This is a genomic window from Streptomyces sulfonofaciens (genome assembly GCF_014656295.1).
In the GTDB taxonomy this organism is placed as follows: domain Bacteria; phylum Actinomycetota; class Actinomycetes; order Streptomycetales; family Streptomycetaceae; genus Streptomyces; species Streptomyces sulfonofaciens.
The window spans coordinates 555,393-573,582 of the sequence record NZ_BNCD01000001.1; the positions used below are offsets into that span (position 1 = coordinate 555,393).

Sequence of the window (18,190 nt, forward strand, 5' to 3'; positions counted from 1 at the left end):
CGGCCCTCGCCGCCCGGCACCCGGCCACCGCACGTACGCTGCACGCAAGGACCGGACGGCGGGGCCGAGGAGCGGCGCGGGCCCCGGGACGGGAGACGGGTTGATGCGGGTACGGGAGAACGGTGCCGAGGCCGGCGGCGCCGGGGCGGCGGCCGAGCGGGCCGCCCATGCCGTACGCGCATGGCGGCAGGCCGCGGAGGACGCCGATGCCGTGCTCCTCGACGGCTTCCACGCGGTCAAGCACGCCCTGCGCTTCGGCGCGGCGCCGGTGGTGGCGCTGACCTGCGACCTGCCGGCCGCGCTCGCCCTGGCCGACGACCTCGCGCCGGACGTCGGGCCTGCGCTTGCCGACCGGCTGGTGGAGCTTCCGGCGGACACCCTGCGCTCCCTGGTGCCCCGGCTGCACCCCACCGGGGTCGCGGCACTGGCGGTGCGGCCCGCCCGCAGCGCCCACCTGGAAGCGCTGTCGCGTCGCTCGCGCACGGCGCCCGTGGTGGTTCTCGACCAGCCCCGCAACCTCGGCAACGCAGGGGCCGTGATCCGCCTCGCGGCCGGCTGCGGCGCGACCGGAGTGATCACCACGGGGCCGCTCGACCCGTGGCACCCGGCGGTCGTGCGCGGCGGCGCCGGCCTGCACTTCGCGACCGCCGTGGCCCGCATGGACGTCGACGAGCTGCCGGAGGGTCCGGTCATCGCCCTGGACGCCGAGGGCGAGGACATCCGCGGGACGGTGATCCCGGACGACGCCCTGCTCGCCTTCGGGTCCGAACGCACCGGCCTGTCCGACGGGCTCCGGGCGAGGGCCGATCGTGTGGTCGCGCTGCCGATGCGCCCCCAGGTCTCCAGCTACAACCTGGCCACCAGCGTCGCCATGGCGCTCTACCACTGGTCACTGGGCGGGTAGCGGGACAGCCGGGGCCCGGCGCCCCGGCCCTACCCCCGCCCGGGCCTACACCTCCCGGCGCACCTCCACCACCCGGAACCGGTTGGCCACGAACGCGCCGTCGCACAGGGCCGCGTTCGCCGCGGGGTTGCCGCCGGAGCCGTGGAAGTCGGAGAACGCGGCGGTCTGGTTGACGTACACACCGCCCGTCAGGTTCAGGGAGAGCTGGGCGCACTCCTCCAGGCAGGTCTCCTCCACGGCCCTCTCCACCTCCTCCGAGGTGGTGTAGGCGCCGACGGTCATCGCGCCGCGCTCGCGGACCGTGCGCCGCAGCAGGTCAACGGCCGCCTCGGCGGAGTCGACCGCGACGGCGAAGGACACGGGCCCGAACCACTCGCTCTGGCAGGCGGCGAGGTCGTCCGGCCTGGCGGCGTCGAGCTTGACGATCAGCGGGGTGCGGACCGCGGCGTCGGGGAACTCGGGGTGATCGATCTTCCGGGAGGCGAGGGCTACTTCGCCCAGGTCCGGAGCGGCCTCCAGGCGGGCCCTCACCTCCGGGTTCACCAGCGCGCCCAGCAGGCCGCCGGCCCGGGCGTCGTCGCCCAGCAGGGACTCGATCGCGCCCGCCAGGTCGGTGACGACCTCGTCGAAGGACTTGGGTCCGGCGTCCGTCGAGATGCCCGCGCGCGGGATGAGCAGGTTCTGCGGGGTGGTGCACATCTGGCCGCTGTACAGGGAGAGGGAGAAGGCGAGGTTGGCCAGCATGCCCCGGTAGTCGTCGGTGGAGTCGATGACTACCGTGTTGACCCCGGCCTTCTCCGTGTACACCTGGGCCTGGTGGGCGTGGACCTCCAGCCAGTCGCCGAAGGCCGTCGAGCCCGTGTAGTCGATGATCCTGATCTCGGGGCGCACGGCCAGGGTCTTGGCGATGCCCTCGCCGGGCCGCTCGGCGGCCAGGGCCACCAGATTCGGGTCGAAGCCCGCCTCGGCGAGCACGTCGCGGGCGATCTGGACGGTGCGGGCGAGCGGCAGCACCGCGCGCGGGTGCGGCTTGACCAGGACCGCGTTCCCCGTGGCGAGGGAGGCGAAGAGGCCCGGGTAGCCGTTCCACGTGGGGAAGGTGTTGCAGCCGATGAGCAGGGAGATGCCGCGAGGGACCGGGGTGAAGCGCTTCTGGAGGGTCAGGGGGTCGCGCCTGCCCTGGGGCTTGGTCCATTCCGCGGTGTCCGGGGTGCGGGTCTGCTCCGCGTACGCGTACGCCACCGCTTCCAGGCCGCGGTCCTGGGCGTGCGGCCCGCCGGCCTGGAACGCCATCATGAATGCCTGACCGCTGGTGTGCATCACCGTGTGCGCGAACTCATGGGTGCGGGCGCTGATCCGGGACAGGATCTCCAGGCAGACCGCCGCGCGCAGCTCCGGGCCCGCCGCGCGCCAGGCGCGCATCCCGGCGCCCATGGCGGGCAGCAGGACGTCCACGTCCGGGTGCGGGTAGGTGACGCCGAGTTCCACTCCGTACGGCGAGGTCTCCGCGCCCACCCAGCCGTCGGTGCCCGGCTGGTCCAGGTCGAGGCGGGTGCCGAGGAGGGCGTCGAACGCGGCCTTGCCCTCCGCCGGGCCCAGGGTGCCCTGCTCCCCGTAGGCCTTGGGGTGCTCGGGGTGGGGGGACCAGTACGCGCGTGTGCCGATGGTCTTCAGGGCCTGGTCGAGGGTGGGCCGGTGACGGGCGGTGAGCTGGGACTCGGTGAGTGCGGCGGCCATGAGGGACCAACTCCTCCTCGCGCCGGTTCCGCGTCGAACCGGCGGGCTGGGTAGGACGGGATCTGGGCGGGCGCGGAGCGCCCCGGTGCGCGATCGTGGACGGCGAACGGGCCGACATGGTTAGAGTAACCGAACGATCGGTCGGGACAAGAGGGGTCCGGCGAACCTGTGGAAAACCCGGTGCGGGAGGATCGTGAGCATGACAGCAATCGACCGGAAGAGCGCTGTGGCGGTCGTCGGCAGCGGCACCATGGGCCAGGGCATCGCCCAGGTCGCGCTCCTGGCCGGCCATCCCGTACGGCTCCATGACGCGGTGCCCGGCCGCGCGGAGGAGGCCGGGGAGGCGATCGCCGCCCGGCTGGAGCGGCTGGTCGGCAAGGGCCGCCTGAGTACGACGGACCGGGACGCCGCGCTGGCCCGCCTGGAGACGGCGGACAGCCTGGCCGCGCTCGCCGGCGCCGCTCTGGTCGTCGAGGCGGTCGTCGAGCGGCTCGACGCCAAGCAGGCGCTCTTCCGCGAGCTGGAAGAGGTCGTCGACGACGCGTGCCTGCTCGCCACCAACACCTCCTCCCTCTCCGTCACCGCCGTCGGCGGCGCGCTGCGCGTCCCCGGGCGCCTGGTCGGCCTGCACTTCTTCAACCCGGCACCGCTGCTGCCGCTCGTGGAGGTGGTCTCCGGCGTCGCCACCGACGAGGCGTCGGCCACGCGCGCGTACGACACCGCCCGGTCGTGGGGCAAGACACCGGTCCGCTGCGCGGACACCCCGGGGTTCATCGTCAACCGCATAGCCCGCCCCTACTACGCGGAGGCCTTCCGCCTGTACGAGGAGCGTGCCGCCGACCCCGCCACCATCGACGCCGTGCTGCGGGAGAGCGGCGGCTTCCGGATGGGCCCCTTCGAGCTGACCGACCTCATCGGTCAGGACGTCAACGAGGCCGTCACCCGCTCCGTGTGGGAGTCCTTCTTCCACGACCCCAAGTTCACCCCGTCGCCGGCCCAGCGCCGCCTCGTGGAGTCCGGCAGGCTCGGCCGCAAGTCCGGCCACGGCTGGTACGACTACGCGCAGGACGCCGAACCCGCCCGCCCGCACACCGCGGAGCCCTGCCAGGCGCCCGCCGAGGTCGGCGTGCTCGCCGGACCCGAGAGCCCCCTGAGGGCCGTCGTGGGCCTGCTGGAGGAGTCCGGTGTGCGTCTCACCGGCGAGCGCTCGCCGGCCGTGGCGCAGTCCGCCCTCACGCTTCCCGGGGGCACCCGGCTGACCGTGACCGAGGGCGACACCGCCACCGGCGACGCAGCAGGCCCCGCCATCCGCCTCGACCTGGCGCTGAACTACCGCACCTGCACGCGCGTGGCGCTCGCCCCGGGTGCCGGCGCCGGCCCCGGGGACGTCCGCGCGGCGATCGGCCTCTTCCAGAAGCTCGGCAAGAAGGTCAGCGTCGTGGCGGACGCACCGGGCATGATCGTGGGCCGCACGGTCGCCATGCTGGTCGACTTCGCCCTGGACGCGCAGGCCCGCGGGGTCGCGGACCGCACGGACATCGACACCGCGATGAAGCTGGGCGTCAACTACCCGCGCGGACCGCTGGAATGGTGCGACGAGCTGGGGGTGCGGTGGGTGCGGCAGACGCTGCAGAATCTGCACGCCGCCTATCCCGGCGGACGCTACGGTGCCAGCCTCGCGCTCGCGCACCGCTCGCATCTCGCCGACAAGCAGGGGCTCTCATGACGACCGCCAGGCGCGACACCTACACACCGGATTCGCTGCTCGCGGTCGCGGTCACCGTCTTCAACGAACGCGGTTACGACGGCACCTCCATGGAGCACCTCTCCAAGGCCGCGGGCATCTCCAAGTCGTCGATATACCACCACGTCTCCGGCAAGGAGGAACTGCTGCGGCGGGCCGTCAGCCGTGCGCTCGACGAGCTCTTCGGGATCCTGGACGAGGACCACGCGCGCGGGGGGCGCGCCGTGGAACGGCTGGAGTACGTCACCCGGCGCATGGTCGAGGTGCTCACCGCCGAGCTGCCCTACGTCACGCTGCTGCTGCGCGTGCGCGGCAACACCGCCACGGAGCGCTGGGCGCTGGAGCGCCGCAGGGAGTTCGACCACCAGGTCGCCAGGCTCCTCAGGGAGGCGGCTGCCGACGGTGAGGTGCGGGCGGACGTCGAAGTCCGGCTCGCCACCCGGTTGGTCTTCGGAATGATCAACTCGATCGTCGAGTGGTACCGGCCCGACGGCCGCGACGCGGGCGACGGGCGGCTCGCCGACACCGTGGTCCGCCTGGTCTTCGCCGGACTGCGCGGCGAGGGCTGAGGCACCGCGGCAGGACGACGCCGCTGCGGGCGCCCCGCAGCCGGGCCGCCCCGCAGCCGGGCCGCCCCGCAGCCGGGCCGCCCCGGGGTCGGTGCACGCCGCCCGCGCGCTCAGATCTCCTGCTCCAGGTCCTCCTCCTCGAAGACCAGCAGCGTGCGGGTGCTGAGCACCTCGGGGATGGCCTGGAGCCTGGTGAGGACCAGTTCGCGCAGGGCCCTGTTGTCCGGGGTGTGCACCAGCAGAAGGACGTCGAAGTCGCCGCTGACCAGGGCGATGTGGGAGGCGCCCGGCAGCGCGGCGAGCTGGTCGCGCACCGTGCGCCAGGTGTTCTGCACGATCTTGAGCGTGATGTACGCCGAAGCGCCGTGCCCCGCCCGCTCGTGGTGGATCCGGGCTCCGAAGCCGCGGATCACGCCGTCCTCGATGAGCCGGTTGATACGGGCGTAGGCGTTGGCCCGCGAGACGTGCACCCGCTCGGCCACGGATCGTATCGAGGCGCGGCCGTCCGCCTGGAGCATCTGGAGGATGTCGCGGTCGATGGCGTCCAGCGGGCGCGGCGGCGGCACCTGCGGGGCACCGTCGTCGTCCTGCCGCGGCGGTGCCTCGGGCCCGGGGGGCCGGGGCGGTGCCTCGGGCCGCCGGGGCCGCCCGGGGCCCGGCGAGGCGTCTCCCGTCCGGCCCAGCGCGTCCAGCGCACGCGCAGGCGCCTGCGGCCCAGGGCCGTGCGCGGTTCCCTCCTGCGCGCCCCCCGGCGGCTCCTGCCGGTGCGGCGCCGTCGTCCGGCGCTCCTGCGCGGGCTCCCCGGCCATTCGTTCAGATGCCATGTCCCCCCGCCTCTCCAGCATGGACGCACTGCATCCATCTCAGGCTGTGGAGAACCGTTTGTCCACAGGCTGAGGGTGCCTGTAGCCAAAATGCCCCTGTCGACCGAACAATCGGTAGGTGAGGCGTGCCCACCGTGCACCGCCTCCGCCGCTCCCACGAGGAGATCCGTTCACGAGGAGGTGCACGCGGTGAAGAGGCACAGCACGCCCGTCATGGAGCAGCCCGGTGCGCACCGGCCGATCCCGCCGCCGGCCTGGCAGCCGCGCACGGACCCCGCCCCGCTGCTGCCCGACCCCGAGCCCTACCGCGCCCTGGGCACGGACGCCGCCCGCACGGCCGACCCGGCCCTGCTCCGCAGTCTCTACGCCCACCTGGTCCGCGGGCGCAGGTACAACACACAGGCCACCGCCCTCACCCGCCAGGGCCGGCTCGCCGTCTATCCGTCGAGCACCGGTCAGGAGGCGTGCGAGGTCGCCGCAGCGCTGGTGCTGAAGGACCAGGACTGGCTCTTCCCCAGTTACCGTGACACGCTCGCCGCCGTCGCCCGCGGCCTCGACCCGGCGCAGGCCCTGTCGCTGCTGCGCGGCGACTGGCACACGGGATACGACCCCCGCGAGTGCCGCATCGCCCCCCTGTGCACCCCCCTTGCCACCCAGCTCCCGCACGCCGTGGGCGTCGCGCACGCCGCCCGCCTCAAGGGTGACGACGTGGTCGCGCTCGCCATGGTGGGCGACGGCGGCACCAGCGAGGGCGACTTCCACGAGGCGCTGAACTTCGCCGCCGTCTGGCAGGCCCCCGTCGTCTTCCTGGTGCAGAACAACGGCTTCGCGATCTCGGTCCCGCTCGCCAAGCAGACCGCCGCCCCGTCGCTGGCCCACAAGGCCGTCGGCTACGGGATGCCGGGCCGCCTGGTGGACGGCAACGACGCCCTTGCGGTGTACGAGGTGCTGGACTCCGCGGTGCGCCGCGCGCGCGAGGGCGGCGGTCCCACCCTCGTCGAGGCCGTCACCTACCGCCTGGACGCGCACACGAACGCCGACGACGCCACCCGCTACCGCACCGACTCGGAGGTGGAGGCCTGGCGTGCGCACGATCCGATCGCCCTGATGGAGCGGGCACTGGCGGATCGGGGCCTCATGGACGAGGAGGGCAGGGCCGCCGTGCGCGAGGAGGCCGAGGCGATGGCCGCCGCACTGCGCGCCCACCTGAACGAGGACCCGCAGCTCGACCCGATGGAGCTGTTCACGCACGTCTTCGCCGAGCAGACCAGCCAGTTGCGCGAGCAGGCCGCGCAGTTGCGCGCCGAGCTGGCGGCCGAGGAGGAGGGCCCTGCGGAGAGAGGCCCGGAAGAGGCGGACGACACGGAGGGGACGGGGCGATGATCACCGAGCAGACCACCGGGACCGCGCCCGCCGAGCCCGCCGTCAAACCGGTCGCGATGGCGCAGGCGCTCCGCCGGGCGCTGCGGGACGCACTGGCCGAGGATCCGTCCGTCCATGTGCTGGGCGAGGACGTCGGCACCCTGGGCGGTGTCTTCCGGATCACCGACGGCCTCGCGAAGGAGTTCGGCGACGACCGCTGCACCGACACCCCGCTCGCCGAGGCCGGCATCCTGGGCACGGCGGTGGGCATGGCGATGTACGGGCTGCGGCCGGTGGTCGAGATGCAGTTCGACGCGTTCGCCTATCCGTCCTTCGAGCAGTTGGTGTCGCACGTGGCGCGGATGCGCAACCGCACCAAGGGAGCCATGCCGCTGCCGATCACCGTCCGAGTGCCGTACGGCGGCGGCATCGGCGGTGTGGAGCACCACAGCGACTCCTCCGAGGCCTACTACATGGCGACCCCCGGCCTCCACGTCGTCACCCCCGCGACGGTCGCCGACGCGTACGGCCTGCTGCGGGCCGCCATCGCCTCCGACGACCCGGTGGTCTTCCTGGAACCCAAGCGCCTCTACTGGTCCAAGGCGGAATGGAACCCGAGCAGTCCGCCGGCCGTTGAACCGATCGGCCGCGCGGTCGTGCGCCGCAGGGGCCGCAGCGCGACCCTCATCACCTACGGGCCCTCGCTCCCCGTCTGCCTGGAGGCGGCCGAGGCGGCGCGGGCCGAGGGATGGGACCTCGAAGTCGTCGATCTGCGCTCCCTGGTGCCGTTCGACGACGAGACGGTCTGTGCGTCGGTGCGGCGCACCGGCCGAGCGGTCGTGGTACACGAATCGGGTGGTTTCGGCGGCCCGGGTGGGGAGATCGCCGCGCGGGTCACGGAGCGCTGCTTCCATCACCTGGAGGCTCCGGTGCTCCGGGTGGCCGGCTTCGACATCCCCTTTCCGCCGCCGATGCTGGAGCGGCACCATATGCCCGGGGTCGACCGGATCCTGGACGCGGTGGCGCGATTGCAGTGGGAGGCTGAGGGCTGATGGAGCAGGCCTTTGACATGCACAGCCTGGAGTTCAGGCTGCCCGACCTGGGGGAGGGGCTCACCGAGGCCGGGATCGTCCGCTGGCTGGTGGAGGTCGGCGATGTCGTCGCGGTCGACCAGCCCGTGGTCGAGGTGGAGACCGCCAAGGCCATGGTCGAGGTGCCCTGCCCCTACGGCGGTGTGGTCACCGCCCGCTTCGGCGAGGAGGGCACGGAGCTGCCCGTGGGCGCGCCGCTGCTGACCGTCGCGGTGGACCGGCCGGGCGAGGGCGGCACGGCGGGATCGGGCGGTGCCGCGCGGGGCGGTCGGACCGCGGAGCATGCGGAGGCGCCGGCCGGGGCCGCCGAGCACGGCGGCCGGGCCCAGGGGGCGCCGCGGGACGCGGCTGCGGGGCCGCGGGCGGCGGATGAGAGCACCCAGGGCGGGGCGGGCGGCGACCGGAGCACGCGGAACGGCACCGTCCGGGGTGCCGCCGGAGCGCGGCCCGCGGCAGGGTCGGGCGCGCGGCCGCCGGGCGGGCCGGGGCGCGAGGCTTCGCCCCCCGCGAGCAGTACGGCAGGCGGGGACGGTCGACGGGCGGCGCGGCCCGGCCCGCAGCAGGGCGGGGCGGGCGGCGCGTCGCAGCCGGCCGCCGCCGAGGAGGGCTCGGGGAACGTCCTCGTCGGGTACGGCACCGCGGCCGCTCCGGCGCGTCGCCGCAGGGTGCGGCAGTCGGACCTGACGGCAGCGCGCGGGCCCGTGCCCGTCATCTCGCCCCTGGTGCGCAGACTGGCCCGCGAGCATGGCCTCGACCTGCGTGAACTGGCCGGCTCGGGCCCCGATGGACTGATCATGCGTGCGGACGTGGAGTACGCGGTGCGTGCCGCGGCACGGGCGCAGGCGGCACCGGGCACGGCCGCCCTCTCGCTCACCGGGGGCCCCGGCAGCCGGACCGCCGTACCCGCCGAGACCACCGGCAGGGCGACCGCGGCGGCTCCCGCCGAGGCCCCCGCGCCCGGCACGGCTCCTGCGCCCGGCGGTCCGACGGTGCGGGGCAGTGCGGCAGGAGCGGGGCAGGCGGCAGGGGCCGCGCGTGCCGAGTCGCGTGCCGGCGTGCGAGTGCCGCTGCGGGGTGTGCGCGGTGCCGTCGCCGAGAAGATGGCGCGCAGCCGCCGCGAGATACCGGAGGCGACCTGCTGGGTCGACGCCGACGCCACGGAGCTGCTGGCCGCACGCGCGGCGATGAACGCCGTGCAGGGGCCGAAGATCTCCGTCCTGGCGCTGTTCGCCCGGATATGCACCGCCGGGCTGGCCCGCTACCCGGAGCTCAACTCCACGGTGGACACCGAGGCCCGCGAGATCGTCCGGTTCGAGGAGGTGCACCTGGGCTTCGCGGCGCAGACCGATCGGGGCCTGGTGGTGCCGGTGGTCCGGGACGCCCACACCAGGGACGCGGAGTCGCTGAGCGGGGAGCTGGGCCGGCTGACCGGGGCGGCTCGCGCGGGCACGCTCACCCCGGGAGAACTCACCGGCGGCACCTTCACGTTGAACAACTACGGCGTGTTCGGTGTGGACGGTTCCACCCCGATCATCAACCATCCCGAGGCGGCGATGCTCGGTATCGGCAGGATCGCGGCCAAACCGTGGGTGCATCAGGGGGAGCTGGCGGTGCGCCAGGTGGTCCAGCTCTCGCTGACGTTCGACCACCGGGTGTGCGACGGCGGCACGGCCTCCGGTTTTCTGCGCTTCGTCACGGACTGCGTGGAGCAACCCGCGGTACTGCTGCGCAGCCTGTGACGCGGTTCTCGGCCAGGCGGTGGCCGGTGCGGGGGTGGCAAAGATCGCGCGGGCACTCATACTCGGGGGATGACCGCGTATGCGTACGAGCCCGAGGGTGAGGCGGGTGCCGTGGCCGACGGGGGCGGAGCCCCCGGGGCCGGTCCCGCTGTCCGGCAGGCCGGGCATGCCGGTGCGGCGGGGCGGGGATCGGTCTTCGACGCCGTCGTGCTGGCCGGCGGTGCCGCCCGGCGGCTCGGCGGTGCCGACAAACCGGGTGTGAGCGTGGGCGGCAGATCGCTGCTCGACCGGGTGCTCGCCGCCTGTGCGGCGGCGGGTACCACGGTGGTCGTCGGGGGTCGCAGGCCTACCTCCCGGCCGGTGGTGTGGGCCCTTGAGGAGCCCCGGGGAGGCGGGCCGCTCGCGGCACTCCACGCCGGTCTGCGCCGGACCACGGCCGAGCGCGTGGTCGTACTCTCCGCCGATCTGCCGTTCCTCGCCGAGCAGACGGTGCGCGGTCTGCTGGCGGCACTCGGCGCCCCGGGGCAGGACGCCCGCCCGGATACCCCCGAAAGGGACGTCGGCTCGGACACTCCCGGGCAGGACGCCGGCTCGGGCACCTCCGGTGCCCACCCGGTGCACGGCCCCGAGGGCGCGGTGCTCGTCGACGCCGAGGGGCGCGAGCAGCCGCTGGTCGGCGCCTACCTGAGCGAGCCGCTGCAACGGGAGATCGCGCTGCTCGCGGCCGAGCACGGCGGACTGGCGGGACTGCCGCTGCGGCTGCTCACCGCGGAACTCACCCTCACCCGAATGTCCGACCCTGTCGCGTCCTTCGACTGCGACACCTGGGACGACATTGCCACCGCGCGATCACGGATCAGGGAGCATGGGCACGTGCTGGATGAATGGATGACCGCAGTCAAGGACGAGCTGGGCCTCGATCTCGACGTCGACACCGGCGTCCTGCTCGACCTCACACGCGATGTGGCGCACGGTGTCGCCAGGCCGGCGGCGCCGCTGACGTCCTTTCTCGTCGGCTACGCCGCCGCGCAGAACGGCGGCGGCCGGGAGGCCGTGGCCGAGGCGGCCCGCAAGGCGGCGGCGCTCGCCGCCCGCTGGGAGGCCGAGGACCGGCCCGGGAAACCGGACGCGGGATGACCGGCCGCCCCACCCACCAGGGCCCGCAAGGCCGGCCGGCCGCGCCGGGACCCGCGGCCGACCGGGCGCAGGGCGCCGCCCCCGGGCACACCACCGGCCCGGGGCACCCGGGCACCGCGGGCCGTGCGACCGCGCCCGGGCGCCCGGCCGACCCCGGAGGCCGCCAGGCCGCCCCCCAAGGACTCCACCCGGCAGATCACAGCCACCCACACCACCACGCATCCACCCCCTGGCCCGAGGCCCGTGCCATCGCGGCGCGGGCCGGCGCGGCCCAGCGCGCTGCGCAAGGGCGCCAGGGGCGGACCGCAAGGGGCCGGGAATCCCCCGACACTCCCTGGACGCCGCTGGACGAGGCGCTGGGCCTGGTGACGGCGGCTCCCCTCATCGCGCTCACCGACCTGCCGTCGTTCGACAGTTCCGCCATGGACGGCTGGGCGGTCGTGGGTCCGGGGCCGTGGCTCATCCAGGGTGAGGGTGAGGGTGAGGGCGGGGGCGAAAGGTCCGGTGCGCCCGCGTCCGACCGGATCCCCCGCGGTCTCCTCGCCGGCCATGACAGCCCCGAACTCATCGGTGACGGCCAGGCCGTCCATATCGCCACTGGTGCACGTATCCCGCACGACGCCACCGCCGTCATCCGCAGCGAGCACGCCCACACCGACCACCGGGGCCGGCTCTATGCGACCCGCGAGGTGGTGCACGGGCAGGACATCCGCCCGCGCGGCCAGGAGTGCCGCAAGGGCGACCGGCTGCTGCCGAGCGGGGTCGTGATCACCCCGGCCGTGCTCGGACTCGCCGCGGCCGCCGGATACGACGAGCTGCCGACGGTGCCACGTCCGCGTGCCGAGGTGCTCATCCTGGGCGATGAGCTGCTGACCGCCGGATTGCCGCACGACGGGCTGATCCGCGACGCGCTCGGCCCGATGCTGGCTCCCTGGCTGCGCGCCCTCGGCGTCGAGGTCACCGCGGTCCGCAGGCTGGGCGACGACGCACGGGCGCTGCACAGGGCCGTGACCGGGTCCACCGCGGACATGCTCGTCACCACGGGCGGTACGGCCGCCGGGCCGGTGGACCACGTGCACCCGACGCTGCACCGGATCGGCGCCGACCTCCTCGTGGACGGTGTCGCCGTGCGCCCCGGCCATCCCATGTTGCTGGCCCGCACCAAGGAGCACCAGCACCTGGTCGGCCTGCCCGGGAATCCGCTCGCCGCCGTCTCCGGCCTGCTCACCCTCGCCGAGCCCCTGGCCCGTGCGCTGAGGGGACTCGGCGTTCCGGGCCTCGCGGTCCCCGCCGTCCCGCAGTCCTCCTCGTCCTCCTCGTCCTCCGTGCCAGGGACGCGGGGCCGCACGGCGGTGGTCGGCGACGGCGTCCAGGGGCATCCGCGGGACACCCGGCTGGTTCCCGTCGCCCTCAGTGGCGGCGATGCCCTTCCGCTGCACTACAACGGCCCCGCGATGCTCCGGGGTGTCGCCGAGGCGGATGCGCTGGCCGTGGTGCCGCCCGGGGGTGCCCAGGCCGGAGAGGTGCTGGACATCCTGGACCTGCCGTGGGCCCGGGGCGGTGGCGGGAGCGGGGCGAGCTGACGGGTGCCCGGGGGTGCCCGCGGGTGTAGCGGCCGGGATGTTTCACGTGAAACTGTCAAGCACCCGCGCCGGGCTCCAGCGACTCTCGCACCCGGAGGAGTCTCCCTGCCCGTCGACCGATCGGGCGTGAGCCCTCTGAAAATCGGGTGTGACCCCTCTGAAAGGGGACACGCTCAGCCACGGAACGACGACCTCCTGATGGCGATCACCCGGTCCCCCGCTTGGAGCTGCGCGGCCTCGGGATGGGTGTAGTCCAGTACCTGCTTCCGGCGCACCACGGCCACCACCAGATCGGAGCAGCCGCGGGGAGACTGCCCGACCTCCTCCTTGGTCACCGGTCGCTCGACCATCTCCAGTCTGCTGCCGTTGGCCATCAGGGATTCCAGGGTGCTGGCGGCATGGGAACTGGTCATGGAGACGCCCAGCAGCCGGCCCGCCGAACTGGAGCTGGTGATGACGGTGGTGGCGCCGCTCTGTTTGAGCAGGGGGACGTTCTCGTCCTCGCGGACCGCGGCCACGATGGTCGCGCGCCTGTTGAGCTGACGGGCTGTGAGGGTGACCAGGGTGGCGGTGTCGTCGCGCTGAGGAGCGATGATCACCTGGGCGGCGCTCGGCAGCTCTGCCTTGCGGAGGGTGTCGGTGCGGCTGGCGTCCCCGAGGACGGAGACGAGGCCATCGCTGCCGGCGGCCTCGACCGCCTTGCGCTGGGCGTCGACGACGACGATCCGGTCCTTGGCGACCCCCTGGCCGAGCAGTGTCTCCACGGCATGCCGTCCCTTGGTCCCGTAGCCCACCACCACGACGTGGTCACGCGTCCGGGAGCGCCAGCGGTGCACACGTACCTGCTGGCGGGTGCGCTCGGTGAGCACCTCCAGGGTGGTGCCGACCAGGATGATCAGGAAGAGCACGCGCAGCGGCGTGATGACGAGGATGTTGGTGAGACGGGCTGAGTCGCTGACGGGGGTGATGTCGCCGTAGCCGGTGGTGGAGAGGGTGACGGTCGAGTAGTAGGCGGCGTCCAGCAGGTCGACCGCGCCATCCGAGTTGTCCTGGTAGCCCGCGCGGTCGACCCAGACGAGGAACGTGGTGAGGGCCAGCAGCAACAGGGCCATGGCCAGCCGCCGCAGTACCTGCTGGAGGGGTGCGGTGCCCTCGATCGGTATGGTGATCGAACGTCCGGCCTCGGCGTCATGGGCTTCCGAACGCGAGCGGTACCAGAGGGATCGCACGATCGAGAGCCTGCCTGCCTTGGGCGATGATCGGTCGCCGTCCCTCATCGCTCACTCCCCGCGGCGGTGATCCAGTCAGTCAGCACGGTGACCATGGTTGCGGAAGAAGCACGGGCGGGGAAGGACGTGCAAGCCGCTCGAATCGCCCGGGTCGTGCGGGGCCACTCACGTCACTCACGTCACGCACCTGCTGTCCACGTCACACACGTACCGCTCATGCCGGGAACACCCGACGGCGGGGGCATCCGACGGTGGGGCATCCGACGGTGGGGACACTCGGGGTCGGGAGGCTTCAAGTCGGTGACGCCCCATGTCGGTGACGCCCCATGACGGGGATGCCCATGACGGTGGAACCTCACATCGGTCACGTGCTGCGCCTCGGTCACGGCACGAGGGCACGCGCGATGCGTCGGTCGGGGGCCGGGTCGCGTGTCGTGCGGGGCGCGGTGGTGTGGCCCTCCGCTTCTCCGGCGGAGGGCCACTTCTTCGGCACAGGTTCGCAGCGCAGAACTCAGGCGTTGGGGTCGAACGGTATTCCGTCGGGCTTGGAGTTGGCCAGCGCCGAGTTGAAGGTGCTGTCGGTTATTTTGATGGTGGCCTCACCGAAATCGGCGGTCATGAGTTTGTCGCGAAGACCTGCCGGGTAGCCTTCCCAACCCACGAGGCGCGGGTAGAACCAGCCGCCGGTGGCGTTCTCCGGCGGTTCGTCGTTGTCGTTGGCGAAGCGGAAGTCGTGCGTCGAAACGCCGTCCTTGTGGTAAACGATCTTCGGGTGTGTGCCGTCGAAGCGCACGGACGAACTGGCCGACACCTGGTAGCCGGAGTGCTGTGACACCGAGACGTACTGGACCTGGTTGTTGTTGATCCACACCACGACGTGCTCCCAGTCGTGGGTGTGCCCGATGGCCGCCGGGCCCAGCGTGGCCTGGTCCTTCTCGAAGTAGCTGGCGTACACCACCGCGCACCAGCCGTTGTTGCACTTCTCGCGCGAGTAGGTGTTGGCGGCGTCCAACTGGGCCTGGTCGTGGCAGTGGCCGTTGACGTCCCCGCCGAGCTTCAGGCCCGGGTTGAGCGTGCCGTCCGCGCCGATGGCGGCCGTGGCGTAGCAGCCGTCGCCGTCGTAGTCGTAGGCGGGTGAGAAGGTCTGCTCCAGGCCGTCGGCGTTCTGCGGCAGAGGCTGGAGTACGTCCGCGTGGGCCTGCGCGGGCAGGGCCACCACCAGGGCCGCGGCACCGAGGGCGCTCGCGAGCGCGGTCCGCCGGAGTCTCCCGTGCCGCCTGGGACGGGCCGCCGTTTCCCCGGGATTGGTCGTCGATGACATCAGGCTGCGCACACCAGCTCCTCAGCAACAAATATGGCGCGCGGGTTTTGTGTGAATTCCTTGCGCCGGGTCCGTGGTTCCTGTGCGGTGGAAGATCCCATTTGTGTCGAAGGCCCGTAGGCACACGTCTTCGGTGTGGGATTTATCCGGGTGATGCGGCATCAAATTAGCCCGGCGCCCGGCGTGATGCAAGGAAATGGGCGGCTCGAATAACGTCCGCAAAAGGCATTCCGGGATATACCGTGAGATCCCCGGGGCGGGAAAGCGGGGTAATCAAACAATGCTGCAAAACTATCTGAACGGAAGAGGGAGCGGCCTTTGCGCCGGGTTCCGGTCCGGCGGTGGTGGCGCCGTGCGGCTGGAAGGGCGACCGATGTGGAGAGCCCGGGGAAGGTGTGGGTGGAACCTGTGGGCCCTGTGGACGCGGTCGACATGTTCGGCAGGGTGGACACGTTCGACGCGGTCGACATGTTCGGCACGGTGGGCAAAGGCGGCTGCGGGGGTTCGGCGGGCCGGTTCGGGGCGGACGCGTCTGCCGGACCGTGAGCGGTTCGGGTCGGACGCGTCTGCGAGGCTGGTCCGGGGCGGACGCGTCTGCGAGGCCGGTTCGGGTCGGGGCCGGCTGCCGGGTCGGCCCGTACCCGTCCGCGGGACCGGATCCGGCTCCTGGATTTCCGGGGCTTTGCGGTGGGCACGTTGCACAGGGCCCGGTCCGCGTACCGTGGCCACTTCCGTCACACCGCTGGAGGCACCCCGTGCGTGACCACACCGTCGTTGTCGGCTTCGGCACCAAGGGCCGCTCGGCGATCCAGACCGTGTGCGCGACCGGTCTGAGGAGCAAGCAGGTGGTGGTCGTCGACCCGAGCGGCCGGGCGGTCGACGCGGCCGTGGCCGACGGGTACACGGGCGTCGTCGGCGACGCCACCAGGAGCGACGTGCTGCTGCGGGCCGAGGCGCAGCGGGCCCGGCAGATCATCATCGCCACCCAGCGCGACGACACCGCCGTCCTGGTCGCCCTGACGGCCCGCCAGCTCAACGGCGAGGCGAAGATCGTGGCGGCGGTGCGCGAGGAGGAGAACGCACCGCTGCTGCGGCAGTCCGGCGCCGATGCCGTGGTCGTCAGCGCGGGCGCGGCCGGGCGCCTGCTCGGCCTCTCGGTCCTCAGCCCCAGCGCCGCAATGGTCATGGAGGACCTCATCCAGCAGGGCAGCGGGCTCGACCTCGTCGAACGGCCGGTGGTGAAGGCCGAGGTGGGCCGAGGCGTACGGGAGACCGAGGACCTGGTGGTGAGCGTGATACGCGGTCACCGGGTGCTGGGGTTCGACGATCCGGCGGTCGGCACGCTCCAGTTGACGGACCGCCTGATCACGGTCGTCCGTGCCGACCCCGCGACGGCGACGGCTCCGGCCGCCCGGAACGTGCCGGAGGCCCAGCCATGCCGGGCCCCCGACGCCGCGCAGGACGGAAGGGGGCCGGCGGAACGGTAGCCGCGCGACCCAGCGGCCGTCCGCCGCCCGCCCCCGGGCCCGCCGGCGCGCCCTGACCTGTCCGGCCCGGGGTCGGTCACCGGTTTTCGTTCGGTCCGGGGTCGGTTACCGGTTTTCGTTCGGTCCGGGGGCGGTCACCGGCTTCCGTTCGGTCCGGGGGCGGTCGCCGGCCTTCGTGCGGCTCGGGGGCGGTCACCGGCCTTCGTCCGGCTCGGGGCCGGTCGCCCGCCCTCGTCCGGCCCGCGGCCGGACGCCGAACCTGCTCCGACCCCGGTCGGTTGCCCGCCCAGTCCGCCCCGGGCCGCTCAGCCGTCCTGTGCGGCCGCCCACCGCCCGGCGTGTGCGGGTGTCTCGTTGCGGCCGGGCGCAGGCCAAGGAGGGAGCGCACCACGAGCGCACCACCCGGCCCGTGCCCACGAGTACGCGGCAATCCCGGGGAGTACCGTCCACCCCATGCATGCGATCACGATTCCTGAACCCGGAGGGCCTGACGCTCTGGTGTGGGCGGAGGTCCCCGATCCGGTGCCCGGTGAGGGCGAGGTCCTGGTGGAGGTGACGGCCAGTGCGGTCAACCGCGCCGACATCCTCCAGCGCCAGGGCCACTACAACCCCCCGCCCGGCGCCTCGCCATACCCAGGTCTCGAATGCGCGGGCCGCATCGCCGCGCTGGGACCGGGGGTCACCGGCTGGGCGGTCGGCGACGAGGTGTGCGCACTGCTCGCGGGCGGCGGGTACGCGGAGAAGGTCGCCGTCCCCCACGGGCAGTTGCTGCCGGTGCCCGAGGGCGCGGACCTGGTCCGGGCGGCGGCGCTGCCCGAGGTGACCTGCACGGTCTGGTCGAACGTCTTCATGGTCGCCCACCTGCGGCCGGGCGAGACCGTGCTGGTGCACGGCGGTTCCAGCGGTGTCGGCACCATGGCGATCCAGCTCGCCAAGGCGGTCGGCGCCAAGGTCGTGGTCACGGCGGGCAGCAAGGAGAAGCTGGACCGCTGCGCGGAACTCGGCGCCGACGTGCTGGTCAACTACCGCGACCAGGACTTCGTGGCGGAGGTGCGCGACGCCACCGACGGGGCCGGCGCCGACGTGATCCTCGACATCATGGGTGCGAAGTACCTGGAGCGCAACGTGAAGGCGCTCGCCGTCAACGGGCGGCTGGCGATCATCGGCCTCCAGGGCGGCGTCAAGGGCGAGCTGAACCTCGGCGCCCTGCTCAACAAGCGCGCCGCCGTCACCGCGACCTCACTGCGCGGGCGTCCGGTGGACGAGAAGGCGGCGATCGTGGCGGCGGTGCGCGAGCACGTCTGGCCGTTGATCGGCGGCGGACAGGTCCGGCCCGTCGTCGACCGCACCATGCCGATGAGTGAGGCGGCGGCCGCCCACCGGGTGGTGGAGGAGAGCGGCCACATCGGGAAGGTGGTGCTGGTGCGGTAGGGGCCGCCGCGCGCCGCCTCCCCCGGCGGCGC

14 protein-coding genes and 1 pseudogene are annotated in these 18,190 nt (G+C 73.4%); 11 read left to right on the forward strand and 4 right to left on the reverse strand.

Annotated elements, in window-relative coordinates; all coding sequences use genetic code 11:
- Window positions 1-103 precede the first annotated feature (103 nt).
- Window positions 104-904: a TrmH family RNA methyltransferase gene (locus tag IE313_RS02210; RefSeq protein WP_189929111.1), complete on the forward strand. Its 801-nt coding sequence runs from the start codon at window positions 104-106 to the stop codon at window positions 902-904.
- Window positions 905-949: 45 nt separating this feature from the next.
- On the opposite strand, the gene paaN is transcribed toward IE313_RS02210, so the two are convergent.
- Complete coding sequence (gene paaN / locus IE313_RS02215) at window positions 950-2,641, reverse strand: phenylacetic acid degradation protein PaaN (protein ID WP_189929112.1); 1,692 nt, start codon at window positions 2,639-2,641, stop codon at window positions 950-952.
- 199 nt (window positions 2,642-2,840) lie between these two features.
- Between paaN and IE313_RS02220 the strand changes: the two genes are divergently transcribed.
- Both IE313_RS02220 and IE313_RS02225 read left to right on the forward strand, forming a co-directional pair.
- Window positions 2,841-4,367, forward strand: a complete 1,527-nt coding sequence (locus tag IE313_RS02220) for a 3-hydroxyacyl-CoA dehydrogenase (RefSeq protein WP_189929113.1) — start codon at window positions 2,841-2,843, stop codon at window positions 4,365-4,367.
- Window positions 4,364-4,954, forward strand: a complete 591-nt coding sequence (locus IE313_RS02225; protein ID WP_189929114.1) for a TetR/AcrR family transcriptional regulator — start codon at window positions 4,364-4,366, stop codon at window positions 4,952-4,954. Before IE313_RS02220 ends, IE313_RS02225 begins: the two co-directional genes overlap by 4 nt.
- Before the next feature lie 110 nt (window positions 4,955-5,064).
- On the opposite strand, the gene IE313_RS02230 is transcribed toward IE313_RS02225, so the two are convergent.
- Window positions 5,065-5,520 (reverse strand): Lrp/AsnC family transcriptional regulator, encoded by a 456-nt coding sequence (locus tag IE313_RS02230; protein ID WP_189929291.1) that lies wholly within the window; start codon window positions 5,518-5,520, stop codon window positions 5,065-5,067.
- Between the two features lie 471 nt (window positions 5,521-5,991).
- Here IE313_RS02230 and pdhA point away from each other — a divergent pair, with 471 nt between their 5' ends.
- The 5 genes from pdhA (at window position 5,992) to IE313_RS02255 (ending at window position 12,690) form a co-directional block, all read left to right on the forward strand.
- Window positions 5,992-7,161: a pyruvate dehydrogenase (acetyl-transferring) E1 component subunit alpha gene (gene pdhA, locus IE313_RS02235; protein ID WP_189929292.1), complete on the forward strand. Its 1,170-nt coding sequence runs from the start codon at window positions 5,992-5,994 to the stop codon at window positions 7,159-7,161.
- Window positions 7,158-8,192, forward strand: coding sequence for an alpha-ketoacid dehydrogenase subunit beta (locus tag IE313_RS02240; RefSeq protein ID WP_189929115.1), 1,035 nt, complete (start codon window positions 7,158-7,160; stop codon window positions 8,190-8,192). Before pdhA ends, IE313_RS02240 begins: the two co-directional genes overlap by 4 nt.
- Complete coding sequence (locus tag IE313_RS02245; protein WP_229924288.1) at window positions 8,192-9,970, forward strand: dihydrolipoamide acetyltransferase family protein; 1,779 nt, start codon at window positions 8,192-8,194, stop codon at window positions 9,968-9,970. The genes IE313_RS02240 and IE313_RS02245 overlap by 1 nt, the downstream gene beginning before the upstream one ends.
- A gap of 69 nt (window positions 9,971-10,039) precedes the next feature.
- Window positions 10,040-11,107: a DUF6457 domain-containing protein gene (locus tag IE313_RS02250; protein ID WP_189929116.1), complete on the forward strand. Its 1,068-nt coding sequence runs from the start codon at window positions 10,040-10,042 to the stop codon at window positions 11,105-11,107.
- Window positions 11,104-12,690 carry a molybdopterin molybdotransferase MoeA gene (locus tag IE313_RS02255; protein ID WP_189929117.1) on the forward strand — a complete coding sequence of 529 codons (1,587 nt, stop codon included), beginning with the start codon at window positions 11,104-11,106 and terminating at the stop codon, window positions 12,688-12,690. Before IE313_RS02250 ends, IE313_RS02255 begins: the two co-directional genes overlap by 4 nt.
- A 173-nt stretch (window positions 12,691-12,863) precedes the next feature.
- Here IE313_RS02255 and IE313_RS02260 read toward each other — a convergent pair whose 3' ends face one another.
- Window positions 12,864-13,919 (reverse strand): potassium channel family protein, encoded by a 1,056-nt coding sequence (locus IE313_RS02260; protein ID WP_373316894.1) that lies wholly within the window; start codon window positions 13,917-13,919, stop codon window positions 12,864-12,866.
- A 511-nt stretch (window positions 13,920-14,430) separates the two neighbouring features.
- The gene (locus IE313_RS02265; RefSeq protein WP_189929294.1) at window positions 14,431-15,240 is read right to left on the reverse strand and encodes an NPP1 family protein; all 810 of its coding nucleotides are present in this window, start codon (window positions 15,238-15,240) and stop codon (window positions 14,431-14,433) included.
- Between the two features lie 408 nt (window positions 15,241-15,648).
- On the opposite strand from IE313_RS02265, the gene IE313_RS02270 reads away from it, so the two are divergent.
- The 3 genes and pseudogenes from IE313_RS02270 (at window position 15,649) to IE313_RS02280 (ending at window position 18,158) form a co-directional block, all read left to right on the forward strand.
- On the forward strand, window positions 15,649-15,786 hold the full coding sequence (locus tag IE313_RS02270; protein ID WP_189929119.1) for a hypothetical protein: 138 nt from the start codon (window positions 15,649-15,651) through the stop codon (window positions 15,784-15,786).
- Between the two features lie 191 nt (window positions 15,787-15,977).
- Window positions 15,978-16,727: pseudogene (locus tag IE313_RS02275) on the forward strand (potassium channel family protein); the annotation flags it as partial.
- Window positions 16,728-17,180: 453 nt separating this feature from the next.
- A complete protein-coding gene (locus IE313_RS02280) occupies window positions 17,181-18,158 on the forward strand; it encodes an NAD(P)H-quinone oxidoreductase (RefSeq protein ID WP_189929120.1) in 978 nt (325 codons plus the stop codon).
- The last annotated feature ends 32 nt before the right edge of the window (window positions 18,159-18,190 follow it).

Coding starts and splice junctions, on each gene's coding strand:
- IE313_RS02210 (WP_189929111.1), top strand. CDS start 104: ATGCGGGTACGGGAGAACGGTGCCGAGGCCGGCGGCGCCGGGGCGGCG.
- paaN (WP_189929112.1), bottom strand. CDS start 2,641: ATGGCCGCCGCACTCACCGAGTCCCAGCTCACCGCCCGTCACCGGCCC.
- IE313_RS02220 (WP_189929113.1), top strand. CDS start 2,841: ATGACAGCAATCGACCGGAAGAGCGCTGTGGCGGTCGTCGGCAGCGGC.
- IE313_RS02225 (WP_189929114.1), top strand. CDS start 4,364: ATGACGACCGCCAGGCGCGACACCTACACACCGGATTCGCTGCTCGCG.
- pdhA (WP_189929292.1), top strand. CDS start 5,992: ATGGAGCAGCCCGGTGCGCACCGGCCGATCCCGCCGCCGGCCTGGCAG.
- IE313_RS02240 (WP_189929115.1), top strand. CDS start 7,158: ATGATCACCGAGCAGACCACCGGGACCGCGCCCGCCGAGCCCGCCGTC.
- IE313_RS02245 (WP_229924288.1), top strand. CDS start 8,192: ATGGAGCAGGCCTTTGACATGCACAGCCTGGAGTTCAGGCTGCCCGAC.
- IE313_RS02250 (WP_189929116.1), top strand. CDS start 10,040: ATGACCGCGTATGCGTACGAGCCCGAGGGTGAGGCGGGTGCCGTGGCC.
- IE313_RS02255 (WP_189929117.1), top strand. CDS start 11,104: ATGACCGGCCGCCCCACCCACCAGGGCCCGCAAGGCCGGCCGGCCGCG.
- IE313_RS02265 (WP_189929294.1), bottom strand. CDS start 15,240: ATGTCATCGACGACCAATCCCGGGGAAACGGCGGCCCGTCCCAGGCGG.
- IE313_RS02280 (WP_189929120.1), top strand. CDS start 17,181: ATGCATGCGATCACGATTCCTGAACCCGGAGGGCCTGACGCTCTGGTG.